Origin of the sequence: Pantoea endophytica, from assembly GCF_002858935.1 — a bacterium.
In the GTDB taxonomy this organism is placed as follows: Bacteria; Pseudomonadota; Gammaproteobacteria; order Enterobacterales; family Enterobacteriaceae; genus Pantoea; species Pantoea leporis.
Genome location: NZ_PJRT01000020.1, coordinates 104484 through 130226, shown reverse-complemented (window position 1 = coordinate 130226; position 25743 = coordinate 104484). Strand labels below are relative to the sequence as shown.

Below are 25743 nucleotides of genomic sequence, written 5' to 3'. Positions count from 1 at the left end.
CTCTGAGTATGTGATTATGTCTGAGCATTATGCCCACCTGTTCGCCCCGCTGGATTTGGGTTTCACCCAGCTTAAAAATCGTTTCCTGATGGGTTCGATGCATACCGGACTGGAAGAACACGCCGAGGGCGCAGAGCGTCTGGCCGCTTTTTACGCTGAGCGCGCGCGTGAAGGCGTGGCGCTGATTGTCACTGGCGGTATCGCGCCCAATCCGCAAGGCGTGGTGGCACAAGGCGGAGCGATCCTTAACCAGGAAAGTCAGTGCAACTGGCACCGTATCATCACCGATGCGGTGCATGCAGAAGGCGGCAAAATCGCGCTGCAAATACTGCATGCCGGGCGCTACAGCTATCAGCGTGACCTGGTTGCCCCATCGGCATTACAGGCGCCGATCAATCCTTTTACGCCCCAAGCGCTCAGCGATGCGGATATTCAGCAAACCATTCAGGACTTCGCGCACTGCGCCAAACTGGCGCAACAGGCCGGCTATGACGGCGTGGAGATCATGGGCTCGGAAGGTTATCTGATTAACCAGTTTCTGGTGGCGCGCACCAATCAGCGTGAGGATGACTGGGGCGGCGATGTGACGCGACGCCAGCGCTTTGCGTTAGCGGTGACGCAAGCGGTGCGTGATGCCGTCGGCAGCGACTTCATCATTATCTTCCGCCTGTCGATGCTCGATTTGGTCAATAACGGCAGCTCGCTGGAAGAGACGCTTTCACTGGCGCAAGCGCTGGAGCAGTGCGGCGTTACGCTGTTTAACAGCGGCATTGGCTGGCATGAAGCGCGTATTCCCACCATCGCCACCTGCGTGCCGCGCGCCGGTTTTGCCTGGGTCACGCAGCACCTGCGCGAGTGCGTATCGGTGCCGGTCATCGCCACCAATCGCATCAACCATCCCGATGTAGCTGAACAGCTTTTGCGTGATGGCATCGCTGATATGGTCTCGATGGCGCGCCCTTTCCTCGCCGATGCGGCTTTCGTCCGTAAAGCAGAAACCGGCCAGCCCGAAGCCATTAACACCTGCATTGCCTGTAATCAGGCCTGCCTCGATCAAATCTTTGTCGGCAAAGTCACCTCTTGTCTGGTGAATCCGCGCGCCTGCCACGAAACGCTGATGCCGATAATCGCCACCGAACAGCCAAAACAGCTGGCGGTGGTTGGCGCGGGGCCCGCGGGCATGGCGTTCGCGTTGCAGGCGGCGCAGCGCGGCCATCAGGTCACGCTATATGAAGCCGACGCGCAAATTGGCGGGCAATTTAATATCGCCAGGCAGATTCCCGGCAAGGCCGAATTCAGTGAAACGCTGCGCTATTTCCGTCATCAACTTGCTGCTGCGGGTGTGACGATTAAAACAGAACATCGCGTCACCGCAGACGCACTGGAAGCCGCTGACGAAGTGGTTATCGCCACCGGTATCTTGCCGCGCCAGCTGACGATTCCTGGCATCGATCATCCTAGCGTGCTGAGCTATCTCGACGTCATACGCGATAAAAAACCGGTGGGAAAACGCGTGGCGATTATTGGCGCGGGCGGCATTGGTTTTGATACCGCCGAGTTTCTGCTGCATCAATCCAGTCATGACGATTTCTACCAAAGCTGGGGCATCGACCACAGCCTGCAGGCGCGTGGCGGTTTGATTGCGCCACAGCCGCAGCCCGCCGATCGGCAAATCTGGCTGCTGCAGCGCAAATCTGGCAAGCCGGGCGCAGGCTTAGCGAAAACTACCGGCTGGATCCACCGCGCCAGCCTGCAGGCGCACGGCGTGCAGATGTGGGGCGACGTCGAATATTTGCAGATTGATGATGCAGGACTGCATCTGCGCCATCAGGGCGAAGCGATGACGCTGGCGGTAGATAACGTGGTGATTTGTGCCGGACAGGAACCGCTGCGTCTGCTGGCGGACCAGCTCAGCGCGCGTGGCAAATCCGTACGTGTGATTGGCGGTGCAGATGTGGCGCAGGAGCTGGATGCTCGCCGCGCCATCGCTCAGGCGACCGAACTGGCGCTGAGTGTGTAATTAGCGCAGTTTGACCGAACGCAGCACTACAAATTTGGCGTTGGACGCCACCAGCTCGCAGTTGCCAAACAGCTTTTTCATTTTGACGTGATAACCGAGGTGGCGGTTGCCGACGATGCGCAACTCGCCGCCATACTGCAGGCAGCGTTTCGCATCGCGCAGCATTTGCCACGCCAGATGATCGGTCACCGCGTGCTGCTGATGGAACGGAGGGTTGCACAGTACCGCGTGCAGGCGATCGGACGGGAAGCCACTCAGCACGTTGTTAACCCGGAACTGGCAGCGCGCCATATCCTGCGGACGGTTCACTTCCACGTTCAGTTTGCTTGATGCCACCGCCATATAGGATTCGTCATAAAACAGCACCTCCGCATTTGGGTTCTGTTCCAGCGCCAGCAAGCCAATCACGCCATTGCCACAACCCAGATCGAGAATCTCACCTTCAATGTCAAAAGGCAGATGCTGCATAAAGAAGCGTGCGCCCACATCCAGCGACGCGCGGGAAAACACGTTGGCGTGGTTGTGGATCTGGTATTCAGAATCATCCAGCGGCCAAACGGTGGTCGCAGGCTGATCCGCTAATTGAGGCGCGGTGAAGCGGCTGTAAATCAGACGCGCTTTTTTCCACGCCAGCGAGGTTTTGCTCTCGCCGAGGATGCGCTCGAACAGTTGCAGCGTGGAGTTGTGAATATCTTTGGCCTTCGCCGCCGCCAGAATCAGCGTGTCCGGCGTCACCACTTCGCGCAGTGCACGCAGTTGATGCTCAAGCAGCGCCAGCGCTTTGGGGATTTTGATCATCACCACCGCCGGCGCGACCGGCAATGGCGCGAGGCTGTCGATAAAGTGCACCTGATCTTCATCCATCTCATTGAGACGCAGGTTCTGTTTTGCCGCCTGTTCGCTCAGCAGCGAATCGCTGACGTGCCACACCGGACGTGCGCCCAGCCCGCAGGTCAGCGCGCCAAAGCTGTCGTTGAACACCAATACCGGTCCCTCAGGCAGCTCTTGCTGCAACAGGTATTCATCGGCGGAATCCCACGCCTGTAGCGGGCTTTCCTCACGCATTGGCGGGAAGCGGTGCAGCGTCAGCGTGCGATTGGTCAGTTCAAGTTGGCTCATGGAATCTCCGGCGTGGTACACTTTGCGCGATTTTCGCCCTAAAAAGGGGGCGCAGTATACTGTCTTTCGCCGGGAATCCCAATGTCATTAATCTATCTGCAGGGTTACCCTGAAAACATCCTCGAGCAGGTTCAGACGCTGATCGAACATGAGCGCTTAGGTGCCTTTCTCCAGCAACGCTACCCCGATACGCATAATATCGTCAGCGACCGCGCGCTGTATGATTACACGCAGGCGCTGAAAAACCGCTATATGCGCAGCGCACCGCCGGTGAGCAAAGTGATTTGGGACAATAAAATCAAGGTGATGAAGCACGCGTTGGGGCTGCATACGGCGATTTCGCGCGTGCAAGGCGGCAATCTAAAAGCCAAAGCGGAGATTCGCATCTCCACTTTCTTCCGCCTCGCACCGGAAGCGTTTTTGCGCATGATCGTGGTGCACGAGCTGGCGCACCTGAAAGAGAAAGAGCACGACAAAGCGTTTTACCAACTCTGCTGCCACATGGAACCGGATTATCATCAGCTCGAATTTGACGCACGCTTGTGGATGACCGATCAGGCGATGCGCGGCAACGCGGCTTAAAGAAACTCCTGCGCTTTTTGGATCAGGCTGGTTTTGGTCAGTGCGCCCATAAAACGGCGCTCCTGCGGATTATTTAGCACCGGCAGGCGTTCAAGCGTGACGCGGGCAAAGGCTTCCCAGCCTTCGCGCATGCTTTGATTCTGATAAATGCAGGGAAAGTTATTGTCCATCACGTTACTGACTGGCGAATGCAGCGTGATCTCCTGCGACAACACCTTGCGTGAGATATCGTGTATCGACACCACGCCGAGAAATTGCCCTTCACTGTTAATCACATAGACATAACGTTCCCGCTTGAGCGAGCTCACCGCCAGCGCCTGCCCTACTGACTCTTCTGGCTGCAACGCCGCGCCGGGAATGATCAACTGATCGACACGCATGTTATCGAAATCATACTTGGCTTCGGAACGACTGAAATGGCTGCTCACCACCGGATAAGTGCTGGACGATTGCAGGCGATACACCACCATCGAGGCCAGCACTGACGCGATCATAATCGGGAATAGCAGGCTGCTATTCAGCGTCATCTCAAGCACCATCAGCATCGCCATTAACGGTGCCTGGCTGACCGCCGCCAGCACCGCCGCCATGCCGATGGCCGCATACAGCAAAGTATTGCCGACCGGTAAATGCAGCATCACACCCATCTGCGCCAGCGCCACGCCGAGCAGTGCGCCGATCAATAAGGAAGGGGTAAACAGCCCGCCCACCGCGTTGGAACCCACCGACAGCGTGGTCGCCAGCGTTTTGAGCACCAGCAATCCCAGTAAACCCATCAAAACATATTGGCCATCAATGATTTTCACGATCACTTCGTAGCCGTTACCGAGAATATCGGTGGAGATCAGCGCCAGAAAGCCCACCGCTAACCCACCCGCGCCCAGCCGCAGCGGCAGCGAATGCACGCGACCAAACAGCGCCTTGCTGCGCGCAATCAGTTTGATCAGCAGCCAACCGGCGATACCGGCGACGAAACCAATCAGCAGCGTCATCAGCAAGCTGCTGATATCCATCTGGAACAGCGCTTCGGATAACGGATAAAGGGCGCTGCGAAACCCCAACGACCACATGGTCATCACCGCTACCGCCGATGACACAATCAGCGGAATCAAGCGTTGCAGCGCCGAGATGCCAAACGCGATTTCTGCGACAAATATCGCCGACGCCAGCGGCGCGTGATACACCGATGAAAGCCCAGCAGCAGCGGCCATCGCTACGATATCGCTGTTACGCAGATTCAACGATTTCGGCAGCCAGCGCCCGATTAAACTGCCGCTCAGCGCCGAGAGCTGCACCATCGGCCCCTCTTTACCAATCGACGCGCCGCTGCCGATGCTGGCCATCGATGACAGCGCACGGAACAGCGAGGTTTTGGTTGGTACCGCATCGAGCCGCGCGTTAATCACCTCCAGATAATCGGTCTGCACCGTTTCCTGTTTCTCAATCGCCACCGCATAGCGCAGGAAAAAACCGGCCAATACGCCGCCGGCGCCCACCAGCAGCGGCCAGAAGATCCACGGCCAGACATGCATCGCCACGGTGATTTCACTGTCACTGTTGAATAGCAGATGGTTGATCAATTCAATCACGCCGCGAAAGGCCAGCGTCACCAGCGAGGCCACACATCCAACGGGGATGGCAATCAGTAATGTGGTCCAGTTCAGAGCATGTTTACTTCCACTCACCCGCGCGTCCCCGCTAAGTCGGTTAAAAAGTTGTGCGGCATCATCATATTGGAATGCGGATCTCAGGATCAAATTTCGCCTGCCTGGCGCTCAGATGAACATGTTACTCTGCCGTTTTACTTTAGCAGGAGAGCAGCACGTGATTCGTTTCGCCATCGTGGGAACCAACTGGATTACCCGCCAGTTTATCGACGCCGCGCATGAAACCGGCAAAATGAAGTTGAGCGGCGTCTATTCGCGTAGTCAGCAGCAGGCCGACGCGTTTGTGGTGGATTATCCCTGCAAGCTGACCTTCACCTCTCTGGATGAGCTTGCCGCCAGCAGTGAGATCGATGCGGTGTATATCGCCAGTCCAAATGCGCTGCACAGTGAGCAGGCGATACTGTTTATGTCGCACGGTAAGCATGTGATTTGCGAGAAGCCGATGGCGTCTAATCTGCGTGAAGCCGAGGCGATGATTGCCTGCGCGCGCCAGCATCAGGTGGTGCTGTTCGAAGCCTTTAAAACCGCCAGCCTGCCCACCTTCCAGCAACTGCAAAAAACGCTGCCGCAATTGGGCAAACTGCGTAAAGCCTTGATCAACTATTGCCAGTATTCCTCGCGTTATCAGCGCTATCTGGATGGCGAGAACCCGAATACCTTTAATCCTCGCTGGTCAAATGGCTCGATGATGGATATCGGCTTTTACTGCCTTGCCGCCGCTGTCACCTTGTGGGGTGCGCCACAGCAGGTCAAGGCGCAAGCTTCCCTGCTGGAAAGTGGCGTTGATGCGCATGGCGTGGTGGTGCTGGGCTACGGCGATTTTGATGTCACGCTGCTGCACTCAAAGGTCAGCGATTCACTGATCCCGAGTGAAATTCAGGGCGAAGCGGGATCGCTGGTGATTGAAAAGATCTCCGAGTGCCAGCAACTGCGCTTTATCCCGCGCGGTGGCGAGAGCCAAAACCTGACGCAGCCGCAGCACATCAATACCATGCTGTATGAAGCCGAAACCTTCGCTAAATTGGTGGAAGCCGGTGAAGTTGAGCATGCGGCCTTAGAAAACTCACGTATTACGGCGCAACTGCTCACGGAAATCCGCCGCCAGACCGGCGTGGTATTCCCGGCGGATCAGGCTGAAGTGTAAATATTGCAAAACATTTCCAGAGCCCTCTTGAAAGCGATTATCGAACTCCGTATGTTTAGCGCTGCAAAGGGGAGTAACTTCTACGCTGATTGATCGTCATTACGATGCGCCACGCAATATACGTTACGCATCCGGTCGTCAGGCAACCCGGAATCTATTCTGAGTTGTAAGTGAGACCTTGCCGGAAGGCGAGGTTTGCTTGCAGCACGATCAAAGCGGCTGACGTCTTCTGACTTCAGCCGCTTTTTTATTTCTGGAAAAGGATACGACTATGCACTCAGTTGGCACACCGTTACTTTGGGGCAGCTTCGCTGTCGTAGTGCTCATCATGCTGGCGATCGATCTGCTATTACAGGGCCGACGCGGCGCACAAACCATGTCATTCAAACAAGCAGCGGTCTGGTCGCTGATTTGGGTGTCAGTTTCACTGCTGTTCAGCGCCGCCTTCTGGTGGTATCTCGACGGCACCGCCGGGCGCGAAGTTGCCACCGCGCAAACCCTCGCCTTCCTCACTGGCTACGTTTTAGAGAAAGCGCTGGCGGTGGATAACGTCTTTGTCTGGCTGATGCTGTTTAGCTACTTCGCTGTACCGGCCAACCTGCAGCGCCGCGTGCTGATTTATGGCGTATTGGGCGCGATTGTGCTGCGTACCATCATGATCTTCGCTGGCAGCTATTTGGTTACTCAGTTCAGCTGGATCCTATACGTGTTCGGCGCCTTCCTGCTGTTTACCGGCCTGAAAATGGCGCTGGCGAAAGAGGAAGATGACAGCACGGTGGGTGACAAGCCGGTGGTACGCTGGCTGCGCAAGCATCTGCGCATGACCGATAGTCTGGACGGCGAGAAGTTCTTCACCCGCAAAAACGGTGTGCTGTTTGCTACGCCGCTGCTGCTGGTGCTGATCATGGTTGAACTGAGCGATGTGATTTTCGCCGTGGACAGCATTCCCGCGATCTTCGCGGTGACCACCGATCCGTTCATTGTGCTGACTTCCAACCTGTTTGCGATTCTCGGCCTGCGCGCCATGTACTTCCTGCTGGCTAACGTCGCGGAGCGTTTCTCGATGCTGAAATATGGCCTGGCGATTGTGCTGGTGTTTATCGGTATCAAAATGCTGATTGTCGAGTTCTATCACATTCCCGTCGGCATCTCGCTGACGGTGGTGGGTGTAATTCTCGGCGGTACGCTGCTGATCAACGCCTGGGTAAACCACAGAAACGACCAGAAGAAGATCTCACCATAATCTTCTGCAGGGGCGCTAATCGCCCCTGCTTTGTTTCGCCAGTGGCAACCTTCACCTTTTATATATCTGTCACACTTCCCATCATCAGCAGATCAAAAAACCGATCTGCTGCGCATGCACAGAATTATCTCTTTCCTCATAAGCTCTTTTCCTTATACTCCGCCAGGCAAACCGTTGTGCGTGGTGGAACCGCGCACAATACTCATGACCGCGAATATAAAAAGACTGTGATATGCAAAACAACTTTATTGGACGTCTGGGCGCACTGTTCGCAGGAAGCCTGGTAAAACAAATCATGATCGGCCTGGTGGCGGGCGTGGCGCTGGCGTGGTTCTCACGCGATGCCGCACTGGCCGTTGGCTTGCTGGGTGAGCTGTTCGTGCGTGCGCTAAAAGCCGTCGCGCCGCTGTTGGTTTTGGTGCTGGTAATCTCTTCGATCGCTAACCATCAGCAGGGACAAAAAACCAATATCCGCCCGATTATCATGCTGTATCTGCTCAGCACGTTCTTTGCTGCGGTTGTGGCGGTGATCTTCAGCCATCTGTTCCCTCAGACGCTGTCGATGAACGTCGGCGCCACGCAAATTACGCCGCCGTCGGGTATTACCGAAGTGCTGCACGGTTTGCTGATGAGCATGGTGTCGAACCCGATTGAAGCGCTGATGAATGCCAACTACATCGGTATTTTGGTGTGGGCGCTGGGATTGGGGCTGGCGTTTCGTCATGCCAGCCCAAGCAGCAAAGCGTTTCTTAATGACGCGTCCAATGCCGCGACCTGGGTCGTGCGCTGTGTGATCCGCTGTGCGCCGCTGGGAATTTTTGGTCTGGTGGCCTCTATTCTCGCCTCAACCGGCTTTGACGCGCTGTGGGAATACGCCAATCTGCTGGCGCTGCTGCTCGGCTGCATGCTGATTATGGCGCTGGTAATCAACCCAATGCTGGTGTTCCAGAAGATTCGCCGCAACCCGTATCCGCTGGTGTTTACCTGCATGCGTGAAAGTGGCGTCACCGCGTTCTTCACCCGCAGTTCAGCGGCCAACATTCCGGTCAATATGGCGCTGGCGAAACGTCTCAATCTGGATGAAGACACGTATTCCGTGTCGATCCCGCTGGGTGCCACCATCAGCATGGCTGGCGCATCCATCACCATCACGGTGTTGACGCTGGCGGCAGTACATACGCTGGGTATTGCGGTGGATGTTCCAACCGCCATTCTGTTGAGTCTGGTAGCGTCACTGTGTGCTTGTGGCGCATCCGGTGTGGCCGGCGGTTCGCTGCTGCTGATCCCGGTAGCCTGCAACATGTTTGGTATTCCAAATGATTTGGCGATGCAGGTAGTGGCGGTGGGCTTTATTATTGGCGTGCTGCAGGATTCCGCCGAGACTGCGCTGAACTCCTCGACGGATATTCTGTTTACCGCGGCCGTATGCCAGGCCGAAGCCGAGCGCCAGCCGCGTCGTACGGTGTCAGAATCGGAGTAAGGTAAGGTTTTTTGAATAGGTCGCCATTCATGGCGACCTGGTTTTACAAGGTCACACCGCTTTTAAAGATGGCTAACTCGCGAAAATCATTAGTTTCGTTGCGCGCGGGTTGGCCATTGGCAATCGCCACAATCATGTCGACGAAGTCCTCCAGCATCTCCGCCATACTCATTCCTTCAAGCAAACGCCCGGCATTAAAATCGATCCAGTGCGGCTTCTTCTCGGCGAGCTGCGTATTGGTGGCGATCTTCACCGTCGGCACAAAACCGCCGTACGGCGTGCCGCGTCCGGTGGTAAACAGCACCATATGACAGCCGGCGCCCGCCAGCGCGCTGGTTGCAACCGCATCGTTGCCCGGCGCACTTAACAGATTCAGTCCCGGCATATGCAGGCGCTCACCGTACTTCAGCACATCCACCACCTGACTTTGTCCGGCCTTTTGCGTGCAGCCGAGCGACTTCTCTTCCAGCGTGGTGATGCCGCCCGCTTTGTTGCCGGGTGAGGGATTCTCATAAATCGGCTGCTGGTGATCGATAAAGTAGCGCTTGAAGTCATTTATCATCGCCACGGTTTTTTCAAAGGTGGCTTCATCGCGGCAGCGACTCATCAAAATGCGCTCTGCGCCAAACATCTCCGGCACTTCGGTCAGCACCGTGGTACCGCCGTTGGCAATCATCTGGTCGGAGAAACAGCCCAGCATAGGATTGGCGGTGATGCCGGAAAAACCATCCGAACCGCCGCACTCCAGACCAAACTTTAGCTCGCTGAGTTTGCCCGGCTGGCGTTGATCCGCGCGCATGGCACCATAGAGTTCGTGCAGACGTTCCAGCCCCGCTTCCACTTCATCATCCTGCTTCTGGCACTCCATGAACTGCACGCGATCGCTATCGAAGCCACCAAGCGTTTCACGAAACACATCAACCTGATTGTTCTCGCAGCCAAGCCCAATCACCAGCACCGCGCCGGCATTGGGATGACGCACCATGTTCTGCAACATGGTGCGGGTGTTCTCGTGATCCTGCCCAAGCTGCGAACAGCCAAACGGATGGCTGAACAGATGCACGCCATCAATGCCTTCGGCGTCATTGGTCTCTTTCATAAAGCGCGTCAGGATTTGCCGTGCGATGCCGTTGACGCAGCCCACGGTGGGCAGGATCCATAACTCATTACGGATGCCCACTTCTCCGCTGGCGCGACGATAGATCTGCACGTCGCGATCGCCAGCTTGCGGCGGCAGATCGAGAAAATCGGGTTGATAGTCGTACTCATCCACGTCGCTTAGGTTGGTGCGCGCATTGCTGGAGTGAATGATCTCGCCGGCCGCAATCGGTTGAGTGGCGTGTGCGATCGGCAAACCGTATTTGATCACCAGCGCGTCGGTGGCTAAAGGCTGCAGCGCAAACTTATGGCCGCGTCCAACCTCCTGCTGCAAGATGATCGCCTGTTGATTGATTTCGACCTGGGTATTGGCTGGCAAATCGCGCAACGCCACAGCAACGTTGTCGCGTGAATGGATTCTAATGGCATCTTGCATAGCGTTATCTCAGTTGTGTCAACGCCGTCCGCATCCCGTGGACGATGATGTTTTGCAGGTGTTGGCTGACCGCAGCCACTAATCCGGGCTGCTGAGTGAGATCTTCGCCCCAGTGATTGGCGTCGCTGAGTACCGCGCGCACCAACTGTTCTGGAGTCTGTTTATCGTTATTTACTGCTGACCACAGTTCAGCGAAACGCTGCAGCCACTGTTCGTCGTCCTGCAGCGGCCAGTGACGTTTGCCCTCTGCACCACGATAAAAGGCCAGCAGCGCGGCAAAGGCGAAGGTCAGCCGCACAGGCCATTGCCCGTTTTGCTGCTGCGACAACAACAATTGCGGCAGCAAACGGGTGCGGAATTTGGTCATGCCGTTAAGGGCGATGGAGAGCAACGCATGGCGGATAAAGGGATTGCGGAAGCGACGCTGCACCGCGTCGGCAAAGGCGTGCAGCTCGTCGCGCGGCAGATCCAGCGTGGGGATCACCTCATCGCGCAGCAGCGCATCGACAAAGCCAGCCATCTGCGCATCATCCATCGCCTCTCCCACGCTCTCCAGCCCGGCCTGAAATGCCACCGGCACCAGCGCGGTGTGCGCGCCGTTAAGGATCGCCACCTTTTGCGCTTTGTACGGTGTGATGTCCTCCACCAGCTTCACTTCCGGTGCCAGCGCGTGCAGCTGCAGCTCCTGCGCCAGTGCATTTGGTCCCTGAATCACAAACTGGTAATAGACTTCGCCCGCCACCAGATAGCGATCTTCGTAGCCTAATGACGCTTTGATCGCCGCGCTATCCGCCGGATAACCGGTGACAATGCGATCCACCAGCGTGTTGTAGAACGCGCAGTGATCCTGCACCCAGCGGGCAAACGCCGGCGGCAGCTGCCAATGCTGGCTGTAGCGCAGCACCAGCTCACGCAGCGTGTCGCCGTTGTAATCGATCAGTTCACAGGGCACCACCAGCCAACCTTTATCGCTGGCACCGGCAAAATGGTTGAAGCGCGCCCACAGCAGCTGCGTCAGCTTGCCGGGGAAGGATGAGGCGGGCGTGTCGTCCAGCCGATCCTGCTCCGCAAAGGCAATGCCGGCTTCTGTGGTATTGGAGAAGACAAAGCGCATCTGCGGTGCGCGTGCCAGCGCGAGAAACGCATCAAACTGCTGATACGGCTGGATTTCACGATTCACGCTGCGGATCAGGCGGGCTTCACTCGCCTGCTCGCCCGCCGCATTGAGTCCGCGAATCAGCGTGGTGTATAAGCCATCTTGCTGATTCAGTGTCTCTTCCACCACGCGGTTGCGCGGCCGCACCACCACCACGCCCGCATCGGTATTGTGATGCTGATTGAGCCAGTCGAGCTGCCAGTCGATAAAGGCGCGCAGGAAGTTGCCTTCACCAAACTGGATAACGCGCTCGCTGTAGTGCGCGCCAGGAAAATCGTGACGGTTGAGTCGCTGCATTATCAGGCTCCCAGCTCAATACCGAAGTAATCGCGCGCATTGTTGAAACTGATGTTCTGTACCATCTGCCCTAACAACGCCTCGTCTTCAGGCGCTTCGCCCCGCGCCACCCAATTGCCGATCATCTGGCACAGCAGACGACGGAAATATTCATGACGCGTGTAAGAGAGGAAGCTGCGGCTGTCGGTTAGCATGCCGACGAAGCGGCTCAGCAGGCCGATTTGCGCCAGCTGCGTCATCTGCCGCTGCATGCCATCCAGCTGATCGTTAAACCACCACGCCGAACCAAACTGCATCTTGCCGGGTTCGCCTTCACCCTGGAAATTGCCTGCCATGGTCGCCAGCACTTCGTTGTCGCGCGGGTTGAGGCAGTAAAGAATGGTTTTGGGCAGCGCGTTATTGCGGTTTTGCGCATCCAGCAGACGCGCCAGCGGAATCGCCAACGGCGCATCGTTAATCGAATCGAAGCCTACATCCGGCCCGAGGATATCGAACTGGCGGCGATTAGCGTTGCGCAGCGCGCCAATGTGATACTGCTGCGCCCAGCCGCGACGCGCATATTCGCTGCCGAGCCACACCAGCACAGCAGTTTTAAACTGGGCCGTCTCTTCAGCGGAAGGCGCTGCACCTTGCAGTCGGCGCGCCAGAATGCCATCCAGCGTGGCGTCATCCGCTTCCGCAAACACCACCACATCCAGCGCGTGATCGGAAATTTTGCAGCCATGCGCGGCGAAGTGATCGAGTCGCTGGCTTAAGGCGCGGCGCAGATCGTCAAAGCGCTGCACGTTAACATCCGCGACCTGCGCTAAGCGCTGAATCCACGGTAGGAAACTCTCCAGCTCAATGTTAAAGGCTTTGTCTGGACGCCAGCTCGGCAGCACTTTGACGTCAAAGCTGCTGTCCTGCGCCAGCTTGCGGTGATGCTGTAAGTCGTCGAGCGGATCGTCGGTGGTGCCGACCATTTTCACCTTCATCTGCTGCATGATGCCGCGCGCGCTGAAGGCGTCCTGCGCCAGTAGTTCATTGCACTGCTGCCAGATGCGATCTGCGCTCTGCTCATTCAGCAGCACATCGGTGATGCCAAAAGGGCGGCGCAATTCGAGGTGCGTCCAGTGATAGAGCGGATTGCCGATGGTATGCGGCACGGTACGCGCCCAGGCGTTAAATTTCTCACGATCGCTGGCATCGCCGGTGCATAACGCTTCCGGCACGCCGTTAGCGCGCATTGCACGCCATTTGTAGTGATCGCCTTTCAGCCAGATGTCATAGAGGTTGGTGAAGCGGTAATTATCGGCAATCTGCTGCGGCGGTAAGTGACAGTGATAGTCGAAAATCGGCTGGTTTTTAGCGTAGTCGTGGTACAGACGACGGGCGAACTCGGTGTCGAGTAGAAAATCCTCACTCATAAAACGCGACATACCTGCTTCCTCATTTTGTAGCCAGATGGCTTTTAACTAAAAGTTATCATACCAATTTAAACGGGCGGCAAAATTGTTTGCGATCCGACTCACAATAATGACAGTTTCACTGTGGGTATATGGACGATTATGTTGCGGATAATGCGTTAAATGGCTGTTTTAACGATCTTTAGCCCTAACACACACTGGCCGCAAGGTTTATGTGATGGCATTCAACTTTTAAAGCGGTATAACAAGTTAACCTCTCGCTCCGTTGCTAACGGGATTAATGGCACAGGCAAGGAACTGCGGGAGTGAACAGCACTGTTCACGTCTTCCCGCTCCAGATAACTACAGCGGTAAAACCGCAACGACAGACTGGACGAGGTTAATAATGCGTAAGATCAAAGGGCTACGCTGGTACATGATTGGGCTGGTGACGCTGGGCACCGTGCTCGGTTACCTGACGCGCAATACCATTGCCGTCGCTGCGCCCACGCTGGAAACGCAGTTGGGTATCACCACGCAACAATATTCTTATATCGTCGCCGCCTACTCGGCGTGCTACACCATCATGCAGCCGGTAGCCGGTTATGTGCTGGACATGCTCGGCACCAAAATTGGTTATGCAGTGTTTGCCGTGCTGTGGGCAATCTTCTGTGCGGCAACCGCGATGGCGGGCAGTTGGGGCGGCTTTGCGCTGGCACGCGGCGCGGTGGGTGCCGCCGAAGCAGCAATGATTCCCGCAGGCCTGAAAGCCAGTAGCGAATGGTTCCCTGCCAAAGAGCGTTCGGTGGCGGTGGGCTATTTCAACGTGGGCTCGTCAATTGGCGCAATGCTGGCTCCGCCGCTGGTGGTGTGGGCGATCATGGCGCACAGCTGGCAAATGGCGTTCATTATTACTGGCGTGCTGAGCATGGTGTGGGCCCTCTGCTGGCTGGTGTTTTATAAGCATCCTAAACAACAAACCAAGCTGAGCGATGAGGAGCGTCACTACATCATTGCCGGCCAGGAGTTGCAGCATCAAACCGGTAATAATAAGAAGATGTCGGCACGCCAGATCCTGCGCAATCGCCAGTTCTGGGGCATTGCGCTGCCGCGTTTCCTCGCCGAACCCGCGTGGGGAACGTTTAACGCGTGGATCCCGTTGTTTATGTTTAAGGTGTACGGCTTCAACCTGAAAGAGATCGCCATGTTTGCCTGGATGCCGATGTTGTTCGCCGATCTCGGCTGCATCGTCGGTGGCTACTTGCCGCCGCTGTTTCAGCGCTGGTTTGGCGTCAATCTCATCGTCTCACGCAAACTGGTGGTGACCATGGGCGCGGTGTTAATGATTGCGCCAGGCACCATCGGGTTGTTCACCAGCCCGTATGTGGCGATTGGGTTGTTGTGCGTCGGTGGTTTTGCCCATCAGGCGCTTTCAGGCGCGCTGATCACGCTCTCTTCGGATGTATTTGGCCGTAACGAAGTGGCTACCGCCAACGGCTTAACCGGCATGGCGGCCTGGACGGCGAGCACCCTGTTTGCGTTGGTGGTCGGTGCGCTGGCCGATACGCTGGGCTTCAGCCCGCTGTTCGCGGCGCTGGCGGTGTTTGATCTGCTAGGCGCGGTGGTTATCTGGACGGTGCTGAAAAACCAGCCGGTTTCTGAACTCGACGATCAGCCTGCGGTGCAGTCCGCTGCAGTGCGCACCTAACCTCCTCGGGCTGGCATCGGCCAGCCCATTTCCTCCGTGCGGCTGAAGTGGTATAACAACTCAACTTTCTCCCACAGCGGACCGCGCAATGGACCTGACCGAATCACGACGCCTTTATCAACAGCTCGCCAGCGAACTCAAACGCCGCATTGAAGCTGCCGACTACCGTGTCGGCGACAAACTGCCTGCCGAGCGTCTGATTGCGGAAGAGATGCAGGTGAGCCGTACCGTGGTGCGTGAAGCGATCATCATGCTGGAAGTGGAAGGTTACGTGGAGGTGCGGAAAGGTTCCGGCATTCACGTCATCAGCAGCCAGCAGCAGAACCGCGTGGTAACGTCCAGCCAGCTGGAGTTCGCTAATTTCGGCCCCTTCGAGTTATTGCAGGCGCGCCAGCTGATTGAAAGCAACGTGGCTGAGTTTGCCGCCACGCAGGTGACACGCCAGGATATCGTGGCACTGATGGCAATTCAGGAGAAAGCGCGTCAGGAAGATCATTCGCGCGATTCGGCGTGGGATATGGAGTTTCACGTGCGCATTGCGCAATCGACGCAGAACAGCGCCTTAGCAGCGATTGTCGAGAAGATGTGGCTGCACCGTCTACACAATCCTTACTGGTTAAAGCTGCACGAACATATTGATGCCAAAAATATCACCAGCTGGTGTGACGATCACGACCAGATCCTCAAAGCCCTGATCCGCAAAGATCCCGCCGCCAGTAAGCTGGCAATGTGGCAACACCTGGAAAATACTAAGCAGATGCTGTTTAACGCCACCACCGACGATTTTGAATTTAACGTTGATCGTTACATGTTTGCTGAAAATCCGGTCATCCTGCCTGAAGGTAGCGAAAACTCACGCTGATCCTGCTTATTTTTCAGGCGTTTTGTTGCTGAAAAAGTCAGTTAGTCTGCAATAGTGTCAGCTCATGTAAAGCTCCTTTTGACCACCTGCGTCTAAAGGTAAAACTCCTGTGCGGCAGGCACTTTCCCCTGTCTGGATAACGTTATTTTTGTTACAGTTATCGCCCTTTTATTACCCTTTGCGACAGGGCTTTAAAAAGTCGCTGATTTAACAATCAATTCTGGAAGGATCCGGAAACTCCTGCTCAGGCTGCTTATCTAAAATGTATAACCAACGCCAGTCTGCGCCTAAGCCCCTCACGGGCACGTTTAACAATGATGTTCAGGAATGATTGATGGATATTTTGCAAGCATTGCTGCATGCCTTGTGGCAGCAGGATTACGAAATGCTCTCCGACCCGACGTTGGTTTGGGCCATTTATGGCGTGTTGTTCATGATTCTGTTTCTGGAAAATGGATTGCTGCCCGCCGCCTTTCTGCCGGGCGATAGTTTACTGATTTTGGTCGGCGTTTTGATTGCTAAAGGCACCATGGGTTTCCCCCTGACGCTGCTGATTCTGACCACTGGCGCCAGCCTCGGCTGCTGGGTGAGCTACATTCAGGGTCGCTGGCTCGGTAATACGCCTACCGTGCAAAAATGGCTTTCACACTTGCCCGCGCAATATCATCAACGCGCCCACCGATTGTTCCATCGCCATGGCTTGTCTGCACTGCTGGTGGGTCGCTTTATTGCCTTCGTTCGCACCTTGCTCCCTACCATCGCCGGGCTTTCTGGCCTGAGTAATGCGCGCTTCCAGTTCTTCAACTGGGTAAGTGGCTTCCTGTGGGTGCTGATCCTTACCGTGCTGGGCTTCGCGCTGGGTAAAACGCCGATTTTCCGTCGTTACGAAGATGAGCTGATGTTGTGCCTGATGCTGCTGCCGCTGGTGCTGCTGGTGGTTGGCCTGGTCGGTTCTTTAGTGGTTATTTGGCGTAAACGTCAGTCTGCGCGTAGCGGGAATTCACAGTCATGATCACATTCCGTGGATTCCCAAGGCGTTTCCTGCCTTGGGCGCTGGGTGGCGCGTTGGCGCTGCTGGCGATCTGTTTCGTTCCGACCTTGATGCAGCATGAAACCGTGGTGCAGATCCGCGTCGCCAACAGCGGCACCAATCTGCCCGATGGTTTTTATCTTTATCAGCAACTTTCTGCGCAGGGCGTGCGTATCAAAAGTATTACGCCCTCCGGCGATGCGCTGGTGATTCATTTTGAGAATGAAGAACAGAGCCTGGCGGCGCAAAAAGTGTTGAAGCGCCTGTTGCCACAAGGCTTTGTCGTCGCCGCTGGCCCGCAGGCTTCGCAGCAATATCCTGACGCCAGTCGCCCAATTTTTAGCTAAATTTCACCGCCTGACGTTAAGCCAGGCGGTGAGCTAATCCTCGCTATCCCCGCGTCTTCTTTGAATTTTTTCGTCTGCTGTCTATCCTTAGAGATAGCGTAAGCCTAAGACATGCTGGGAAGCTTCTCCTGTCTGCTCTCGGGCAGGTCATCAACAATGGAAGGTCACAACCTGATGAAACATCAATTACTGCTAGGTGCTATTCTTTTTTCACTCTCGGGTTCGCTGCTGGCGGCTGAATCGCTCTGCCAACAAAAAGAGCAGGATATTCAACGCGAGATCGATATGGCAAAACAGCACGACAACCAGCGCCGCGTTACCGGGCTGGAGCGCGCGTTGACCGAAGTCCGCGCAGGCTGCACCGATGAGAAGCTGAAATCTGCACATAGCGAACGCATCGCTGAGCAGAAGCACAAAATCGCCGAACGTGAGCGTGAGCTGAAAGAAGAGCGTCAGGATGGCGACAAGGACAAAATTGAGAAGCGCGAACGTAAGCTGCTCGATGCGCAGCACGAACTGAAAAAGCTTGAAGCTGAACCTTATTAATCGGACTTAACTCAATGCTGTAAAAGGAGATTTCCATGGCTAAAGAAACAACATCTGAACATCTGCGCGCTGAATTGAAAAATCTGGCTGATACCCTGGAAGAAGTGCTGAGCAGCTCAGCAGATAAATCCAAAGGTGAGCTGGATAAACTGCGTCATAAAGCGCGCGGCGCTATTGAAAGCTCCCGTGAACGTCTCGGCGATTCCGGCGAACGTATTGCACAAACCACGCGTGAAGCAGCGGAAAAAGCGGACGAATACGTGCGCGACAATCCGTGGCACGGCGTGGGTATCGGTGCAGCGGTAGGTATTCTCATCGGCATTTTAATCTCACGGCGTTAATGATGAGTGATAGTCAGCAAAGCCACGGCCCCGGCAAAGGGGTCTTTAACATCGGTCAACGGGTCGTTACCACGCTGGTTAGCATGGTCGAGACGCGCGTCAGACTGGCAATTGTGGAACTGGAAGAGGAAAAGGCCAACCTGATTCAGATGCTGATGATGGTGGGCCTTACTATGCTGTTTACCGCTTTCGGTCTCATGAGCCTGATGGTGTTGATCATCTGGGCGGTGGACGCACAATATCGCTTGATGGCGATTGCCATCACTACGGCGGTGCTATTTGCTCTGGCGCTCATCTTCGGTTTGTGGACGTTATACAAATCGCGTCAGTCAACGTTGTTGCGCCATACGCGTAAAGAGCTGGATACCGATCGCAAACTGCTGGAGGAGCATCGCTCATGAGCCGCCGCGAACGTGAAGCACGCATTCACGAACTGCTCAATCAGGTGCAGCAGCAGCGGCTTGACCTCAGCGCCGACAGCCGCGACTGGCTGACCAGCACCGCACAGTATGATCGCGGCTGGTTAACCATCATTGGTATGCGTCGTTATCTGGCGATTGGCAGCAGTGCATTGGCCATTTGGTCGATTCGCAGCCCCAATCGTCTGCTGCGCTGGGCCAAGCGCGGTTTCGGCGTCTGGAGCACCTGGCGCATGATCAAATCGACTTTAAATACCCGCTAGCTTCTCTCTCTAAAACCGGATCGAATTGATTCGGTTTTACTCCCCCTCAAATTTACTGAACAACATTGACAGTTTATCTCGCTTACAACTCTTTCAACCTGCGATTATCATCTTCCTCCATCAGCCCAGTGAACTGAAACAACCGGTTCAAGGGGATTCAAAACCCGCAGGCCAACAACCTGCAACAAAAACCTTGTTGGAGTAGATGATGAAAAAATTCGAAGACTCAGGCCTGCTGGTAGCACGCGTATTAATGACCATTCTGTTTATCACCGCAGGCTGGGGCAAAATCACCGGTTACGCCGGTACCGCACAATACATGCAGGCAATGGGCGTCCCAGGCTTCCTGCTGCCGCTGGTTATTCTGCTGGAGTTCGGTGGCGGCCTGGCGATTCTGTTCGGTTTCCTGACGCGCTTTACCGCCCTGTTCACCGCTGGCTTTACTCTGCTGACCGCGTTCCTGTTCCACAGCAACTTCGCGGAAGGTGTTAACCAGCTGATGTTCATGAAAAACCTCTCCATCGCCGGTGGCTTCCTGGTGTTGGGTCTGGTAGGTCCAGGCGCTTACAGCATTGACCGACTGATTCGTCAGCGCGTTCAGCCAGCAACCGCACGCTAAGCAGCACAAGCGTTAGAGAACACATATACTGAATTGCAGGGGCGGGGATTTTCCTCGCCCCTTTTTATTATGGAGGGCTTATGGGACAGCTGATTGACGGTGTCTGGCATGATACCTGGTACGATACGAAGTCAACCGGTGGCCGCTTCAAGCGCACAGAAGCCGTCTGGCGTAACTGGGTTACCGCCGATGGTAGCGCCGGTCCAACCGGCAAAGCGGGCTTCGCCGCTGAGCGTGGTCGCTATCATCTTTACGTCTCGCTTGCCTGCCCGTGGGCGCATCGCACGCTGTTAATGCTTAAACTCAAGGGATTGGAGGAGATGATTTCAGTTTCGGTGGTGCATCCGCTGATGCTGGAGAACGGCTGGACCTTTGACGCCAGCTTCCCTGACGCCACCGGCGATGCGTTGTATCAAAAAGAGTTTCTCTATCAAATCTATCTGCACGCCGATGCGCACTATTCCGGCCGTGTGACCGTGCCAGTGCTGTGGGATAAAACCCAGCAAACCATCGTCAGTAATGAATCTGCCGACATCATGCGCATGCTTAACAGCGCTTTTGATGCGCAAGGTGCCCGCGCGGGTGACTATTATCCGGCGCAGCTACGCGACAAAATTGATGAAGTGAACAGCTGGGTTTACGACACGGTCAACAATGGCGTGTATAAAAGCGGTTTTGCCACTTCGCAGGCGGCGTACGATGAATCGGTAACGGCGCTGTTCCATTCGTTAGCGCGTCTCGAACAGATTCTTGGCCAACACCGCTATCTCACTGGCAACCAACTTACCGAAGCCGATTTGCGCTTGTGGACCACACTGGTGCGCTTCGATCCGGTCTACGTCACCCACTTTAAGTGCGATCGTCACCGCATCAGTGATTACCGTAATCTGAGCGGCTTCCTGCGCGATATCTATCAGATGCCAGGCATCGCTGACACGGTTAATTTGCCGCACATTCGCCATCACTACTACTGCAGCCACAAAACCATCAACCCAAGCGGCGTGATCTCGCTGGGTCCAGCCTTTGACTGGGATGAGCCACACGGCCGGGGTTGATGCTCTTACCCTCTCCCAACGTGGAGAGGGGACTTTAGGCAAACTTAATCAGCACCATACCGACCAACAACAATCCCACGCCCAGCCAGCCAACCCGACTCAGACGCTGGCCAAACAGAATCCAGCCTGCCGCCACGGTGGCGACCAATCCCAGCCCGCCCCATAACGCGTAGGCTACCGTCAAATCAATGCCTTTAACCGCCTGCGCCAGCGCACTGAACGCCGCCAGCACCGCCACCAGCGATAACACGCCAAACAGTGGACGGCGGAAACCGTTGGAGTATTTCAGGAAGATATTGGCGACGATCTCCAGGCCAATGGCCAGCGCCAGCCATGCGATATGCAGCCAGTTAAACGTTGCCATGGCGCAGCTCCTTGCGGCTCAGCGTGCCGGATTTGATCAGGACAATGCCGAGGATCAGCGTCAGCAGGCCGGCTACTTTGATGGCGGATAAGGCTTCATCGAACAACAGCACGCTAAACAGCGTAATAAACAGAATGCCAATGCCTTCCCACATGGCATACGCCACGCCAAGGGCAATACGTTTAATGGCGAAGGATAAACAAATATAAGAAAGTGCGATCATCACCAGCATAAAAATATAACCGGCGTTGCCACCGTTTACGCTGGCCCATTTCATTGAGACGGTGCCAATAATTTCCGCGGCGATCGCCAGCGCTAATAAAATCCAATACAGCATGATTTCTCTCCTGAACGAGAAATAAACGCCACCCACGCGAAAATAGGCGTGTTAGCAAAGTTAAATTAAAAGGTCGGAATAGGAGAGAACGGAACTAAAGCGCGAAGCGCCAGTGCTGATCGCAGATTGAGCAGTTTGATTCAGAGAGAGAGGAGGAGAGTGAAGCCTTATTTGACGCAAACATTTTGTCCATAAAATTACAACTTATCCACGTTGTTGCTTCTCGTCAGTGTGGATTAAATTTGTCCTCAGTAGTTAAACACGCGCTTATTCTGGCATAGCGGCAGTAATGTTTTCAGGGATTTTCATTTCTTTACGTGGAGGCGTTTAATTAATGTTATTAGACTGATGCCCTCACCCTAGCCCTCTCCCACAGGAGAGGGAACTGTTTATTGCGGTTTGAAAGATCGCTCGCTCCCGCCTGCGTGAGAAGGTTAGGATGAGGACCAGCACGCACAAGCCCCAGAAAACACAAAACCCGCCGAAGCGGGTTTTGTGTTTAAAAAAGTCGAAACTGACCGATAAGCCGGGTTCTGTCGTGGACAGTCATTCATCTAGGCCAGCAATCGCTCACTGGCTCAAGCAGCCTACCCGGGTTCAGTACGGGCCGTACCTTGTGAACCCCTATTTGGCCTTGCTCCGGGTGGAGTTTACCGTGCCACGAACTGTTGCCAGCCGCGCGGTGCGCTCTTACCGCACCCTTTCACCCTTACCTGATCCCATTACTGGGCCATCGGCGGTTTGCTCTCTGTTGCACTGGTCGTAGGCTTGCGCCCCCCAGGCGTTACCTGGCACCCTGCCCTATGGAGCCCGGACTTTCCTCCCCTTTGCCCGTCTCCCCCCGAAAGAGGACGACGACAAAGCGGCGACTGTCTGGTCAGCTTCGGCGCGGGATAATAGGCGATCTGCCAGCGTTTGTCACGCCTCTTGCTGCTCCAGCGCGTACTTATAAAGCGCGTTCTTCTTCACCCCATGAATTTCCGCCGTCAGCGCAGCGGCTTTCTTCAATGGCAGCTCTTTTTGCAGTAGCGCCAGCGTGCGCAACGCCTCCGCTGGCAGCGCTTCTTCATCCGCTTTATGGCCTTCAACAATCAGCACCATCTCGCCTTTACGACGATTTTCATCTTCCTGCACCCACGCCAGCAGTTCACCGACCGGTGCGCCTTGAATAGATTCCCACGTTTTGGTGATCTCACGCGCCAGCACCACGTAGCGCTCGCCGCCCCACACGCTGACCATATCCTGCAGGCTATCGATCAGGCGATGGGTCGATTCATAGAAAATCAGCGTACGCGGCTCTTCACCCAGCGCGCGCAGCACATCGCAACGTCCTTTGCTTTTGGCCGGTAGAAACCCTTCGTAACAGAAACGATCGGACGGTAACCCCGCCGCGCTTAATGCTGTAATCGCCGCGCAGGCACCTGGCAACGGCACCACGCGCACACCAGCCTCACGGCAGCGACGTACTAAATGGTAGCCGGGATCGTTGATTAACGGCGTGCCGGCATCGGAGACCAGCGCGATGCTCTGGCCCTCTTGCAGCTTAGCTAACAGCACCTCAGCTTTCTGCTGTTCGTTGTGGTCGTGAAGTGCGAAGAGTCGCGCATTGATGGCGAAATGTTGTAGCAACAGCCCGGTATGACGTGTATCTTCCGCTGCGACTAGATCGACGCTTGAGAGCACCGTCAACGCTCGTTGAGTGATATCACCCAGGTTACCGATCGGGGTAGGAACGATATAGAGCGTGCTGGCAGAAATCTCTGCCCGATCGAGTTGTTTCATTGTTTCATCCGAATTGCCGATTTAATATTGAGCATCTTGAAAAAAACATCACTGGATACAGTATGCTTCCTTCAAAAGTCGTACGTCATAAAGCAGGACGCTTAGTACCTGTTCTTCTCGCTGGGCTGATTTTAGCCGCCTGTAGTGGTCAGGGACCGCAACAAACCTCTAACGTCAATATTCAGGGTCCTGCGACTGGCCGGTCTGACTATTATCTGCAGCAGGTGCAGCAAAGCAGCGATGATAGCAAGACCGACTGGCAATTACTTGCCATCCGTGCCCTGTTGAAGGAAGGAAAGTATCCGCAGGCGGCGAATCAGCTCAATCAATTGCCGCAGCAGTTAAGCGAAGTGCAACAGCAAGAACTGCTGCTGCTGCGCGCGCAGATGCAGATTGGGCAGCAGGATTACACCGGTGCGCAACAGCTGCTGGGCCAGGTGAAAAGCGGCGGCCTGTCGCAGGACCAGCAGGTGCGTTACTACGCGCTGCAAATCGCGGCGGCACAGAATCGCCCTTCACTCTCGCTGCTGCGTGCCTATATAGCGCAGGAGCCGCTGCTGAAAGGTGCCGATCACCAAAGCAATATCGATGCAACCTGGCAAGCGCTGACGCAGATGACCCAGGATCAGATCAACAGCCTGGTGATCAATGCTGATGAAAATACCCTGCAGGGCTGGCTCGATCTGCTGAATACCTGGCGCGCAAACAGCCAGGACCCACAAATGTTGAAAGCGGCGATTCAGGACTGGCAGACGCGTTATCCGCAGAACCCAGGCGCGAAGACACTGCCAACCCAGCTCAGCCAGGTGCAGAACTTCACCAAAGCGTCGACCAATACCATCGCGCTGCTGCTGCCGCTTAACGGCCAGGCGCAGGTGTTTGCCAATGCGATTCAGAAAGGCTTCACCGATGCGCGCAATGGCGTGCTCAATGCACCGGCACCGCAAGCCGCTCCTGAGGCTAATACAGCCGATGCCAGCGCACAGCCGCCAGCGGACGCCAATAGCGTGGTCAGCCCCGCCGTTGCAGGTAACACACCGCCGCAAACCGAGCAGTCACAGCCAGCCGCACAACCCGCCGCCCCACAGGGCAACAGCAATGCGCAGGTGAAAGTGTATGACACCAGTAGCCAGCCGATTGCGCAGGTGATGCAGCAGGCGCAGCAAGATGGCGCCACGCTGGTGGTCGGCCCGCTTCTAAAAAATGACGTTGAAACCGTCGCCAATAGCAACACGCCGCTTAACGTGTTGGCCCTGAACGAGCCAGAACAGATCCAGAACCATCCGAATATTTGTTACTTTGCGCTTTCTCCTGAAGACGAAGCACGCGATGCCGCGCACCATATCTACGAGCAAGGCAAACGCCAGCCATTATTGCTGGTGCCGCGCAGCAGTTATGGCGACCGTATCAGCAAAGCGTTCGCGCAAGAGTGGCAAACGCTGGGTGGCTCAACCGTACTGCAGCAGCGTTTTGGCGGCGTCGGCGAACTCAAGCAAGGCATCAACAGCGGTGCGGGTATCGCGTTAAGCGGCACGCCGCTCAACGTTGAGCCTGCGCAATCGCAGAGCGTGGCGATTGCTGGCCTGACGATTCCTGCACCGCAAACCAGCGCACCGGCGCCAACGGCCGATGCCAGCAGCGGTAGCGTGGATGCGGTGTACATCGTCGCCAGCCAGGATGAGCTGCAGCTGATCAAGCCGATGATTGCGATGCGCACCAGCAGCCGCAACAACACCGCGCTGTACGCCAGCTCACGCAGTGCGCAGGCGGGTGCAGGCCCGGACTTCCGTCTGGAGATGGATGGCCTGCAGTTCAGCGATATTCCGCTGCTGTCCGGTAGCAATCCGGGCTTAATGCAGCAGGCGGCGAAGTCGTTCAACAACGATTATTCGCTGGTTCGCCTCTACGCTATGGGCATTGATGCCTGGACGCTGGCGAATAACTTTAACCAGATGCGTCAGGTGCCTGGCTTTGCCATTGATGGCAACACCGGCAAGCTGAACGCCGACACGGATTGCGTGATCAACAGGAAGTTGGCATGGAACCAGTATCGTCAGGGACAGATCGTTCCGGTGCAGTAAACCGCCAGCGCATTGGCGCTGAGCAGGAACAACTGGCGCGTCGCTATCTGGAGCGCGCCGGGCTGCAGTGGTTTGCCAGCAATGTACGCTGTCGCAGCGGGGAAATTGACCTGATTATGCGCGACGCCGATTGCTGGGTATTTGTTGAAGTGCGCTATAGACGCGATGCGCGCTACGGCGGTGCCGCCGCCAGCGTAACGCGCCAGAAACAACAAAAGCTGCTGCGTGCCGCCGCGCTCTGGTTGCTGGCGCGTGGCGGCAGTTTTGATACGGTGAATTGCCGTTTTGACATCATTGCCATTACCGGGCGTGAGCTGGAGTGGCTGCCCGATGCCTTTAATGCCGATGGATAGAACCAGGTG

The 25743-nt window shown here is 55.9% G+C and carries 25 protein-coding genes and 1 other RNA gene; 17 read left to right on the top strand and 9 right to left on the bottom strand.

Annotation, left to right across the window (positions count from 1 at the left end; all coding sequences use genetic code 11):
* Positions 1-16 precede the first annotated feature (16 nt).
* Positions 17-2020: an NADPH-dependent 2,4-dienoyl-CoA reductase gene (locus PZBJ_RS13720; protein WP_101762918.1), complete on the top strand. Its 2004-nt coding sequence runs from the start codon at positions 17-19 to the stop codon at positions 2018-2020.
* On the opposite strand, the gene rlmG is transcribed toward PZBJ_RS13720, so the two are convergent.
* Positions 2021-3139, bottom strand: coding sequence for a 23S rRNA (guanine(1835)-N(2))-methyltransferase RlmG (gene rlmG / locus PZBJ_RS13715; protein ID WP_101762917.1), 1119 nt, complete (start codon positions 3137-3139; stop codon positions 2021-2023). It lies immediately after the preceding gene.
* A gap of 81 nt (positions 3140-3220) precedes the next feature.
* On the opposite strand from rlmG, the gene PZBJ_RS13710 reads away from it, so the two are divergent.
* Positions 3221-3721 carry a M48 family metallopeptidase gene (locus tag PZBJ_RS13710; protein WP_101762916.1) on the top strand — a complete coding sequence of 167 codons (501 nt, stop codon included), beginning with the start codon at positions 3221-3223 and terminating at the stop codon, positions 3719-3721.
* On the opposite strand, the gene PZBJ_RS13705 is transcribed toward PZBJ_RS13710, so the two are convergent.
* Positions 3718-5406 (bottom strand): chloride channel protein, encoded by a 1689-nt coding sequence (locus tag PZBJ_RS13705; RefSeq protein WP_101762915.1) that lies wholly within the window; start codon positions 5404-5406, stop codon positions 3718-3720. The genes PZBJ_RS13710 and PZBJ_RS13705 overlap by 4 nt on opposite strands.
* A 139-nt stretch (positions 5407-5545) precedes the next feature.
* Between PZBJ_RS13705 and PZBJ_RS13700 the strand changes: the two genes are divergently transcribed.
* The 3 genes from PZBJ_RS13700 (at position 5546) to sstT (ending at position 9255) form a co-directional block, all read left to right on the top strand.
* The gene (locus PZBJ_RS13700) at positions 5546-6532 is read left to right on the top strand and encodes a Gfo/Idh/MocA family protein (protein ID WP_101763015.1); all 987 of its coding nucleotides are present in this window, start codon (positions 5546-5548) and stop codon (positions 6530-6532) included.
* 271 nt (positions 6533-6803) lie between these two features.
* Positions 6804-7775 carry a TerC family protein gene (locus PZBJ_RS13695; protein WP_008103489.1) on the top strand — a complete coding sequence of 324 codons (972 nt, stop codon included), beginning with the start codon at positions 6804-6806 and terminating at the stop codon, positions 7773-7775.
* Between the two features lie 232 nt (positions 7776-8007).
* Positions 8008-9255 carry a serine/threonine transporter SstT gene (gene sstT / locus PZBJ_RS13690; protein ID WP_101762914.1) on the top strand — a complete coding sequence of 416 codons (1248 nt, stop codon included), beginning with the start codon at positions 8008-8010 and terminating at the stop codon, positions 9253-9255.
* Positions 9256-9298: 43 nt separating this feature from the next.
* Here the strand turns inward: sstT and PZBJ_RS13685 are convergent, their stop codons facing one another.
* The 3 genes from PZBJ_RS13685 to uxaC are packed head-to-tail and all read right to left on the bottom strand — an operon-like array spanning position 9299 to position 13660.
* A complete protein-coding gene (locus tag PZBJ_RS13685; protein WP_101762913.1) occupies positions 9299-10789 on the bottom strand; it encodes a UxaA family hydrolase in 1491 nt (496 codons plus the stop codon).
* A 4-nt stretch (positions 10790-10793) separates the two neighbouring features.
* Positions 10794-12242: a tagaturonate reductase gene (locus tag PZBJ_RS13680; protein WP_101762912.1), complete on the bottom strand. Its 1449-nt coding sequence runs from the start codon at positions 12240-12242 to the stop codon at positions 10794-10796.
* 2 nt (positions 12243-12244) lie between these two features.
* Positions 12245-13660 carry a glucuronate isomerase gene (gene uxaC, locus PZBJ_RS13675; protein WP_101762911.1) on the bottom strand — a complete coding sequence of 472 codons (1416 nt, stop codon included), beginning with the start codon at positions 13658-13660 and terminating at the stop codon, positions 12245-12247.
* 373 nt (positions 13661-14033) lie between these two features.
* On the opposite strand from uxaC, the gene PZBJ_RS13670 reads away from it, so the two are divergent.
* The 10 genes from PZBJ_RS13670 to PZBJ_RS13625 all read left to right on the top strand — a co-directional run bounded on the left by PZBJ_RS13670 (position 14034) and on the right by PZBJ_RS13625 (position 20817).
* Complete coding sequence (locus PZBJ_RS13670) at positions 14034-15335, top strand: MFS transporter (protein ID WP_101762910.1); 1302 nt, start codon at positions 14034-14036, stop codon at positions 15333-15335.
* 88 nt (positions 15336-15423) lie between these two features.
* The gene (gene exuR / locus PZBJ_RS13665) at positions 15424-16197 is read left to right on the top strand and encodes a transcriptional regulator ExuR (protein WP_101762909.1); all 774 of its coding nucleotides are present in this window, start codon (positions 15424-15426) and stop codon (positions 16195-16197) included.
* Positions 16198-16531: 334 nt separating this feature from the next.
* Positions 16532-17209 (top strand): DedA family protein, encoded by a 678-nt coding sequence (locus PZBJ_RS13660; protein ID WP_101762908.1) that lies wholly within the window; start codon positions 16532-16534, stop codon positions 17207-17209.
* Positions 17206-17574, top strand: coding sequence for an EnvZ/OmpR regulon moderator MzrA (gene mzrA, locus PZBJ_RS13655; RefSeq protein WP_101762907.1), 369 nt, complete (start codon positions 17206-17208; stop codon positions 17572-17574). Before PZBJ_RS13660 ends, mzrA begins: the two co-directional genes overlap by 4 nt.
* Before the next feature lie 174 nt (positions 17575-17748).
* Positions 17749-18120, top strand: coding sequence for a DUF1090 domain-containing protein (locus tag PZBJ_RS13650; protein ID WP_146001298.1), 372 nt, complete (start codon positions 17749-17751; stop codon positions 18118-18120).
* Between the two features lie 35 nt (positions 18121-18155).
* Positions 18156-18461 (top strand): ElaB/YgaM/YqjD family protein, encoded by a 306-nt coding sequence (locus tag PZBJ_RS13645; protein ID WP_007890363.1) that lies wholly within the window; start codon positions 18156-18158, stop codon positions 18459-18461.
* Positions 18462-18463: 2 nt separating this feature from the next.
* Positions 18464-18862 (top strand): phage holin family protein, encoded by a 399-nt coding sequence (locus PZBJ_RS13640; protein ID WP_192236531.1) that lies wholly within the window; start codon positions 18464-18466, stop codon positions 18860-18862.
* Positions 18859-19143 carry a YqjK-like family protein gene (locus tag PZBJ_RS13635; RefSeq protein WP_008103516.1) on the top strand — a complete coding sequence of 95 codons (285 nt, stop codon included), beginning with the start codon at positions 18859-18861 and terminating at the stop codon, positions 19141-19143. The genes PZBJ_RS13640 and PZBJ_RS13635 overlap by 4 nt, the downstream gene beginning before the upstream one ends.
* Positions 19144-19351: 208 nt before the next feature.
* Complete coding sequence (locus PZBJ_RS13630) at positions 19352-19762, top strand: DoxX family protein (protein WP_008103518.1); 411 nt, start codon at positions 19352-19354, stop codon at positions 19760-19762.
* An 80-nt stretch (positions 19763-19842) separates the two neighbouring features.
* On the top strand, positions 19843-20817 hold the full coding sequence (locus PZBJ_RS13625) for a glutathione S-transferase family protein (RefSeq protein ID WP_101762904.1): 975 nt from the start codon (positions 19843-19845) through the stop codon (positions 20815-20817).
* 34 nt (positions 20818-20851) lie between these two features.
* Here the strand turns inward: PZBJ_RS13625 and mdtI are convergent, their stop codons facing one another.
* From mdtI to rsmI, 4 genes are all read right to left on the bottom strand, one after another.
* A complete protein-coding gene (gene mdtI, locus PZBJ_RS13620; protein ID WP_101762903.1) occupies positions 20852-21181 on the bottom strand; it encodes a multidrug/spermidine efflux SMR transporter subunit MdtI in 330 nt (109 codons plus the stop codon).
* Positions 21168-21518, bottom strand: coding sequence for a multidrug/spermidine efflux SMR transporter subunit MdtJ (mdtJ, locus tag PZBJ_RS13615; RefSeq protein WP_101762902.1), 351 nt, complete (start codon positions 21516-21518; stop codon positions 21168-21170). The genes mdtI and mdtJ overlap by 14 nt, the downstream gene beginning before the upstream one ends.
* 506 nt (positions 21519-22024) lie before the next feature.
* Positions 22025-22403: RNase P RNA component class A (rnpB, locus tag PZBJ_RS13610), an RNA gene on the bottom strand.
* A 33-nt stretch (positions 22404-22436) separates the two neighbouring features.
* Entirely contained in the window at positions 22437-23300 is an 864-nt protein-coding gene (rsmI, locus tag PZBJ_RS13605; protein ID WP_101762901.1) for a 16S rRNA (cytidine(1402)-2'-O)-methyltransferase, read from the bottom strand.
* A gap of 62 nt (positions 23301-23362) precedes the next feature.
* Here rsmI and PZBJ_RS13600 point away from each other — a divergent pair, with 62 nt between their 5' ends.
* The gene (locus PZBJ_RS13600; protein ID WP_101762900.1) at positions 23363-25381 is read left to right on the top strand and encodes a penicillin-binding protein activator; all 2019 of its coding nucleotides are present in this window, start codon (positions 23363-23365) and stop codon (positions 25379-25381) included.
* The gene (locus tag PZBJ_RS13595) at positions 25339-25734 is read left to right on the top strand and encodes a YraN family protein (protein ID WP_008103534.1); all 396 of its coding nucleotides are present in this window, start codon (positions 25339-25341) and stop codon (positions 25732-25734) included. The genes PZBJ_RS13600 and PZBJ_RS13595 overlap by 43 nt, the downstream gene beginning before the upstream one ends.
* Positions 25735-25743: the final 9 nt, after the last annotated feature.

Coding starts and splice junctions, on each gene's coding strand:
- PZBJ_RS13600 (WP_101762900.1), top strand. CDS start 23,363: ATGCTTCCTTCAAAAGTCGTACGTCATAAAGCAGGACGCTTAGTACCT.
- rsmI (WP_101762901.1), bottom strand. CDS start 23,300: ATGAAACAACTCGATCGGGCAGAGATTTCTGCCAGCACGCTCTATATC.
- PZBJ_RS13720 (WP_101762918.1), top strand. CDS start 17: ATGTCTGAGCATTATGCCCACCTGTTCGCCCCGCTGGATTTGGGTTTC.
- mzrA (WP_101762907.1), top strand. CDS start 17,206: ATGATCACATTCCGTGGATTCCCAAGGCGTTTCCTGCCTTGGGCGCTG.
- sstT (WP_101762914.1), top strand. CDS start 8,008: ATGCAAAACAACTTTATTGGACGTCTGGGCGCACTGTTCGCAGGAAGC.
- PZBJ_RS13595 (WP_008103534.1), top strand. CDS start 25,339: ATGGAACCAGTATCGTCAGGGACAGATCGTTCCGGTGCAGTAAACCGC.
- rlmG (WP_101762917.1), bottom strand. CDS start 3,139: ATGAGCCAACTTGAACTGACCAATCGCACGCTGACGCTGCACCGCTTC.
- uxaC (WP_101762911.1), bottom strand. CDS start 13,660: ATGTCGCGTTTTATGAGTGAGGATTTTCTACTCGACACCGAGTTCGCC.
- PZBJ_RS13685 (WP_101762913.1), bottom strand. CDS start 10,789: ATGCAAGATGCCATTAGAATCCATTCACGCGACAACGTTGCTGTGGCG.
- PZBJ_RS13630 (WP_008103518.1), top strand. CDS start 19,352: ATGAAAAAATTCGAAGACTCAGGCCTGCTGGTAGCACGCGTATTAATG.
- PZBJ_RS13635 (WP_008103516.1), top strand. CDS start 18,859: ATGAGCCGCCGCGAACGTGAAGCACGCATTCACGAACTGCTCAATCAG.
- PZBJ_RS13645 (WP_007890363.1), top strand. CDS start 18,156: ATGGCTAAAGAAACAACATCTGAACATCTGCGCGCTGAATTGAAAAAT.
- PZBJ_RS13695 (WP_008103489.1), top strand. CDS start 6,804: ATGCACTCAGTTGGCACACCGTTACTTTGGGGCAGCTTCGCTGTCGTA.
- PZBJ_RS13660 (WP_101762908.1), top strand. CDS start 16,532: ATGGATATTTTGCAAGCATTGCTGCATGCCTTGTGGCAGCAGGATTAC.
- PZBJ_RS13640 (WP_192236531.1), top strand. CDS start 18,464: ATGAGTGATAGTCAGCAAAGCCACGGCCCCGGCAAAGGGGTCTTTAAC.
- mdtJ (WP_101762902.1), bottom strand. CDS start 21,518: ATGCTGTATTGGATTTTATTAGCGCTGGCGATCGCCGCGGAAATTATT.
- mdtI (WP_101762903.1), bottom strand. CDS start 21,181: ATGGCAACGTTTAACTGGCTGCATATCGCATGGCTGGCGCTGGCCATT.
- exuR (WP_101762909.1), top strand. CDS start 15,424: ATGGACCTGACCGAATCACGACGCCTTTATCAACAGCTCGCCAGCGAA.
- PZBJ_RS13650 (WP_146001298.1), top strand. CDS start 17,749: ATGAAACATCAATTACTGCTAGGTGCTATTCTTTTTTCACTCTCGGGT.
- PZBJ_RS13670 (WP_101762910.1), top strand. CDS start 14,034: ATGCGTAAGATCAAAGGGCTACGCTGGTACATGATTGGGCTGGTGACG.
- PZBJ_RS13710 (WP_101762916.1), top strand. CDS start 3,221: ATGTCATTAATCTATCTGCAGGGTTACCCTGAAAACATCCTCGAGCAG.
- PZBJ_RS13625 (WP_101762904.1), top strand. CDS start 19,843: ATGGGACAGCTGATTGACGGTGTCTGGCATGATACCTGGTACGATACG.
- PZBJ_RS13680 (WP_101762912.1), bottom strand. CDS start 12,242: ATGCAGCGACTCAACCGTCACGATTTTCCTGGCGCGCACTACAGCGAG.